The organism is Staphylococcus ureilyticus (assembly GCF_002902235.1).
Classification (GTDB): Bacteria; Bacillota; Bacilli; order Staphylococcales; family Staphylococcaceae; genus Staphylococcus; species Staphylococcus ureilyticus.
In genome coordinates this window covers 1-4,698 of sequence record NZ_PPRL01000133.1, presented here as the reverse complement: position 1 = coordinate 4,698, position 4,698 = coordinate 1, and the positions used below count along the sequence as shown (strand labels likewise).

The 4,698-nt window shown below is 29.1% G+C and carries 8 protein-coding genes and 1 pseudogene; 2 read left to right on the top strand and 7 right to left on the bottom strand.

The genetic code is table 11. The annotated features are described in order from the left end of the window. Positions 1 to 70: 70 nt before the first annotated feature. The 5 genes from CD150_RS11775 to CD150_RS13790 all read right to left on the bottom strand — a co-directional run bounded on the left by CD150_RS11775 (position 71) and on the right by CD150_RS13790 (position 2,453). Complete coding sequence (locus tag CD150_RS11775) at positions 71 to 586, bottom strand: hypothetical protein (RefSeq protein ID WP_103161625.1); 516 nt, start codon at positions 584 to 586, stop codon at positions 71 to 73. A 275-nt stretch (positions 587 to 861) separates the two neighbouring features. After that, complete coding sequence (locus CD150_RS11770) at positions 862 to 1,809, bottom strand: hypothetical protein (protein ID WP_240621232.1); 948 nt, start codon at positions 1,807 to 1,809, stop codon at positions 862 to 864. Further along, positions 1,802 to 2,188, bottom strand: coding sequence for a hypothetical protein (locus CD150_RS13800; RefSeq protein WP_240621231.1), 387 nt, complete (start codon positions 2,186 to 2,188; stop codon positions 1,802 to 1,804). Before CD150_RS13800 ends, CD150_RS11770 begins: the two co-directional genes overlap by 8 nt. Beyond that, on the bottom strand, positions 2,107 to 2,349 hold the full coding sequence (locus CD150_RS13795; protein WP_226956818.1) for an FRG domain-containing protein: 243 nt from the start codon (positions 2,347 to 2,349) through the stop codon (positions 2,107 to 2,109). Before CD150_RS13795 ends, CD150_RS13800 begins: the two co-directional genes overlap by 82 nt. Beyond that, positions 2,268 to 2,453 (bottom strand): hypothetical protein, encoded by a 186-nt coding sequence (locus tag CD150_RS13790; protein WP_240621233.1) that lies wholly within the window; start codon positions 2,451 to 2,453, stop codon positions 2,268 to 2,270. Before CD150_RS13790 ends, CD150_RS13795 begins: the two co-directional genes overlap by 82 nt. Before the next feature lie 51 nt (positions 2,454 to 2,504). Here CD150_RS13790 and CD150_RS13955 point away from each other — a divergent pair. Both CD150_RS13955 and CD150_RS11755 read left to right on the top strand, forming a co-directional pair. Next, positions 2,505 to 2,750 (top strand): annotated as a pseudogene (locus tag CD150_RS13955) (transposase); the annotation flags it as partial. Between the two features lie 86 nt (positions 2,751 to 2,836). Next, positions 2,837 to 3,619, top strand: coding sequence for an IS3 family transposase (locus tag CD150_RS11755; protein WP_103161624.1), 783 nt, complete (start codon positions 2,837 to 2,839; stop codon positions 3,617 to 3,619). Positions 3,620 to 3,777: 158 nt separating this feature from the next. Here CD150_RS11755 and CD150_RS11750 read toward each other — a convergent pair whose 3' ends face one another. Both CD150_RS11750 and CD150_RS11745 read right to left on the bottom strand, forming a co-directional pair. Beyond that, positions 3,778 to 4,128 (bottom strand): hypothetical protein, encoded by a 351-nt coding sequence (locus CD150_RS11750; RefSeq protein ID WP_069813107.1) that lies wholly within the window; start codon positions 4,126 to 4,128, stop codon positions 3,778 to 3,780. A 2-nt stretch (positions 4,129 to 4,130) separates the two neighbouring features. After that, positions 4,131 to 4,698, bottom strand: a 568-nt coding sequence (locus CD150_RS11745) for a hypothetical protein (protein WP_206185641.1), incomplete at its 5' end; no start/stop codon positions are given.

Sequence of the window (4,698 nt, the reverse complement as noted above, 5' to 3'; positions counted from 1 at the left end):
TCGCCATGCCACGAAATTAGCATCATGCTAGCAAGTTAAGCGAACACTGACATGATAAATTAGTGGTTAGCTATATTTTTTTACTTTGCAACAGAACCCCAATTTCTCTATATTTTTTTCTATAAAATTTAATAATATTTTTTTCTTCTAAGCTATCATCCAATATTTGATATTTTAATACTCTTTGTGAATCAATTATTTTTTGTTTAATAAGTAGTCCGGAAATATTTGACACTTTCATCAATGTAAAACCTATTCTAAGTTTTGATTGATACAACATTTCTACCATAAGTGAAATAAACAATAAAAACATTGAAATACCTAGTAGGACCATACTATAAGAATTAAAATTAAATAAATTCCAATCACTATCATAGTATGCTTGAACAAATAACAAATATGTAAACAACGAGTAGGTTAACATATTAACTAAAAAAATAGTAAATAATGTGAAAAATTTATCCAGCTTATTTGTCAAAATCCTTCTTTCATAGTATGAATGAATGAAGTATGTTATAGGCCCTAATATAGTCATTATCCCACCTATAATTTGCCAGTATTTCGATAATATATGAATCAACTCCATTATAAGACCTCATTTCTATATAAATTTATTTTATTATGAATCATCAAAACACCTTTACAAAGCAACTGCAAAAACCGCATTACTTATGATACGCTTCTGCTTATCAGTTAATGATGCGGTTTTTTACATTTAAATGTTCATAATGAAAAGTAATCCATTTAATAGGAAGAAGGAAAGTATCAAATAGATCTAAACTTCCTTTTAATTACTTATAATTAATACACTAGTAAGGTAATTTACTCATATTGACTGAAGTTCTAGTAAAACCTTCCCTATTAAGCATTGTGCTTACTTCGTCTAATTTTTTTTTGACTTTTAGGATTAATGATTACTTCTTTTAACATTTCATATGTGAATCTACAAGTTGTGAATGGTTTACTATTCATATACATTTCAGGCTTTAATAGATTATCCTCATTGATGTTGAAAATAATGTATCTAATTTCTTCTTCTTGCCTTAAATACGGGTTTTTGAACAATAATGAAAAGAAATGAAGTGCTTGTACTATATCGTCTATTATTACTCCCATATCATAAGGATCATACTTTAAATTATCATGGGCGATTAACCAAGCCTGCGCTAATGTTCTAATATATTCAGACTGTACTTCATGACTGTATTCCACTCTTAAAGGAAATACATAAGCATTACCAACGGTATACTCATCAAGTGTTTTCTTGCCTTTCGAGTAATAACTTGCAAGATGTTCCATTATTTCCTGACTATCAAAACCTAAAGCTATATCACCATAATTTGATAATGCTTGTGAATAATCATTTTCACTAAAAGACCATACATATACATCATTTGGCAAAATAGTATTTAATTCTTCCAATTTGAGGATTATATCATTAGGTGCCTCCAATAATTGCAATTCCTTTTTCATTAACTCATATACATATTTAACTTCTTTATCATCATTCATATAGTGAATTGATACAATTAAAAAAGTAGATGAAGATAGAATCTTTTCAAATGCTTCATAGGTAGTATAATGATATAAATTCTTAATTTTACTTGGATCTGCATAGAATTTATTTGCAATAAGCTCAGGTTGTGCTCGCTGATAAAAATTAGAATTTTCATCATAGTAATCATTTAATAATTGCATACCATCTTTATTCATTGTTTGCACTATTCTTTTTACATCTTCTGTCACCTTTGGATCTTCAAGTATTTTTTCTAATTCTTTTATATTATCCTCTCCATTCCATTTATTCATTAATCGAATCCAACTCATCTGTTATATTATTTGATCCATATGGTTGTGCTTCCATAATCCAATTCACATGGTTAGCTAACGCATCTAAATCAGGAAATAAAGATAATTCATTTATTCCATAATATGATAATTCTTCTTTGTTCGATATATTATCTTCAATAGACGCAGTTGGTTGTTCATGAATTGTGAAAATACCACTTTGTCTTACTACTCTTGTTGCTATCTCATTTGGTTTTACTTTCTTTATTCCCTTACTCTCAAACGGATGAACTTCCTTTACATTAATATCTGATTTTTTTAAATAAGCATGAATAACAGCATCACAATTCTCAAAATCTTCACTGCAAAATATGCTGCTACTAAAGGATTGAAACTCCAATCTAACAATCTAGTAGCTAAACCATGATGCTGAGCAATAGTTAACATATCGCAATCGTTATAAGACTCCTTAAGAAATATCATAGCTTGACGTTTCCATGCATAAAAAGTTTCTTCATCATTGTATTTGTCATACGGTGAACGCCCTGCTTTTGGTACCAAATACCATTTTTCATTACTATGTCCTCTAAATTACCATAAACTATCGCCTCTGTAACCATCAAGAACTTCGTGTAATTCTTTAAATGATTTAATTTTTCTTTCATAAACACCTCTCCAAACAGAACTTACGTCCCCTTTATTTATATAACTATCAAGTAGCTTCCGAGGAATATGGTGTTTCTTACCAACAAATATATAACTGGGTTAGGAAGTATAAAGAGAATGGTATAGATGGATTAAAAGATAAACGTGGGAAAAACAAGCAGCAAGATTTATCAGAAATAGAACTAATAAAATTAAAAAACAAAAAGTTAAAAACAAGAATAGAATACTTAGAAATGGATAAAGCAATCGTAAAAAAGTGGCAAGAGTTCAAGTATCGAAACAAACCTTTTCACTAGGTCATAAAGAATATTTATATCAAATGATATTTGAGCTCAATAGAGAACGAAACTATAGTATCAAAATGTTATGTTAGCGTCTAAAAGTGAGCCATAGTGGCTATTATAAATGGTGTAATAAAGAAGTTTCAAATAATGAAAAACGTTCTAAGTTAATTGCGAAAGAAATTAAGCGTATATTTGAGGAATCAAAAGAAACCTTCCGTGTAGTAAGAATACACTATGCTTTAAGAAGAGAATGTAATCTAAATATTAATATAAAATGTATTAGGAGGATTATGAGAATTCTTGGTTTACAAGCACAAATCAGGAAAAAGCGTCCCAATTGGATTAGAGTCAAACCACATTTTACAGCCCAAAATATATTAAATAGAAACTTTGAAGCTAAAAAGCCTAATCAAAAATGGTTTACTGATATTAGTTATTTAAATTATGGAAAAGGTCCAAAAGCGTATATTAGCGCTATAATTGATCGGTACGATTTAAGTATAGTGGCTTATAAAGTAAGTAAACGTAATGATTTAAAACTCGTTATGGACACATTAAGATTAGCCTTACAAAATAACGATGTATCTAATACAGTTATACATAATGATCGAGGTTTTCAATATACTTCTAAGCATTACAAGAAATATTTAGATACAAATAAAGTGAAAATTAGCATGTCAAAAGCAGGAAGTTGTTTAGATAACCAACCGATAGAAGCTTTTTGGGGCACGTTGAAATCAGAATATTACTATAGAAATCAATTCAGTACATACGAAGATCTAGAAACAGGAATCAGCAAATATATAGATTATTATATGAATAAAAGATACGTTCCAAAATTTGATGGATTAACACCAAATGAATATCGGAACGTATCTTAATTAAAGTTTTTGTTTTTAAGTTGTCCACCTTGACGGGAGTGGTTTATAGGCGGATGGTTATTACAAAATCACACAAAGACACCGTCTTACGAACGTGCTTGTCAGGGTAACATGTTTGCGCATGTTACTCTTGTATCTTATTTATTCAATGTTGAGTTTTATTCCTCTTTTGTTAATTCTAACGTGTCGTCTTCATTACCGTATTGTGTTGGATTTTCTATGACTAATTTATCACCTTTAACTTTATAATTTAATTTCATCTGTTCTCCTTCTAAGCTAAAGGTCATAACTTTTTCATCAGAATTAATGTTACCATCAATTGTTCCATCACTTTCACCTATACCTAAAAACCCTTCAGATTCCATTGCATTAAGGTGTAATGAAGCATTATCTGATTCACTGTCTGCAGTAATGCTCATATCGTTATTGGAATAAGTACCATCAACTTTACTACCACACGCAGTTAATAAAAATAAGCTTGATAAACAAATAATGAATAACTTTTTCATTATTAATACCTCCTATATTCTGGTTGTTTTCTATTATTTAATAAATCATTATTGTCACTCGCATATGCACTGGCCTTTCTACTATTATTCACAGCATCAGCACTTTGAGTAGCTGCTATTTCAGAGTTTTGTCTAGCGGCGTATGCATCAATTGCAGCTTGTTCAGTATTACTAATCATAACTTGCTGATTCTGTTCCATACGTGCTCTATGTTGTTCAGTTTCATATAAATTAATTGCTTCTTTTAAGTTATCAGCTCTACCATCTCTTAAATATATAAATAAATTTACAAGTGCATTTAAGTGAGAGTATGAATTTGGAATACGCTGATATTCAGAAGATTGTAAAATAAGATTATTAATCTTTGGGATAAGTTGTTCAGAATTTTTAATTTGATTTAAACGAGGTTTTACAACAGTATTTTCTAGTTCATTCATTTCATTTTTGTATTTTTTTGTGGCAAAAGGTTTTAATTTAAATTTTTTAAATAAAATAATATAAATCAAAAGAATGATGAAAAATTTCCAACCTATAAAAGTAAAAAATAATAGCGGAAGACATATCCAATTT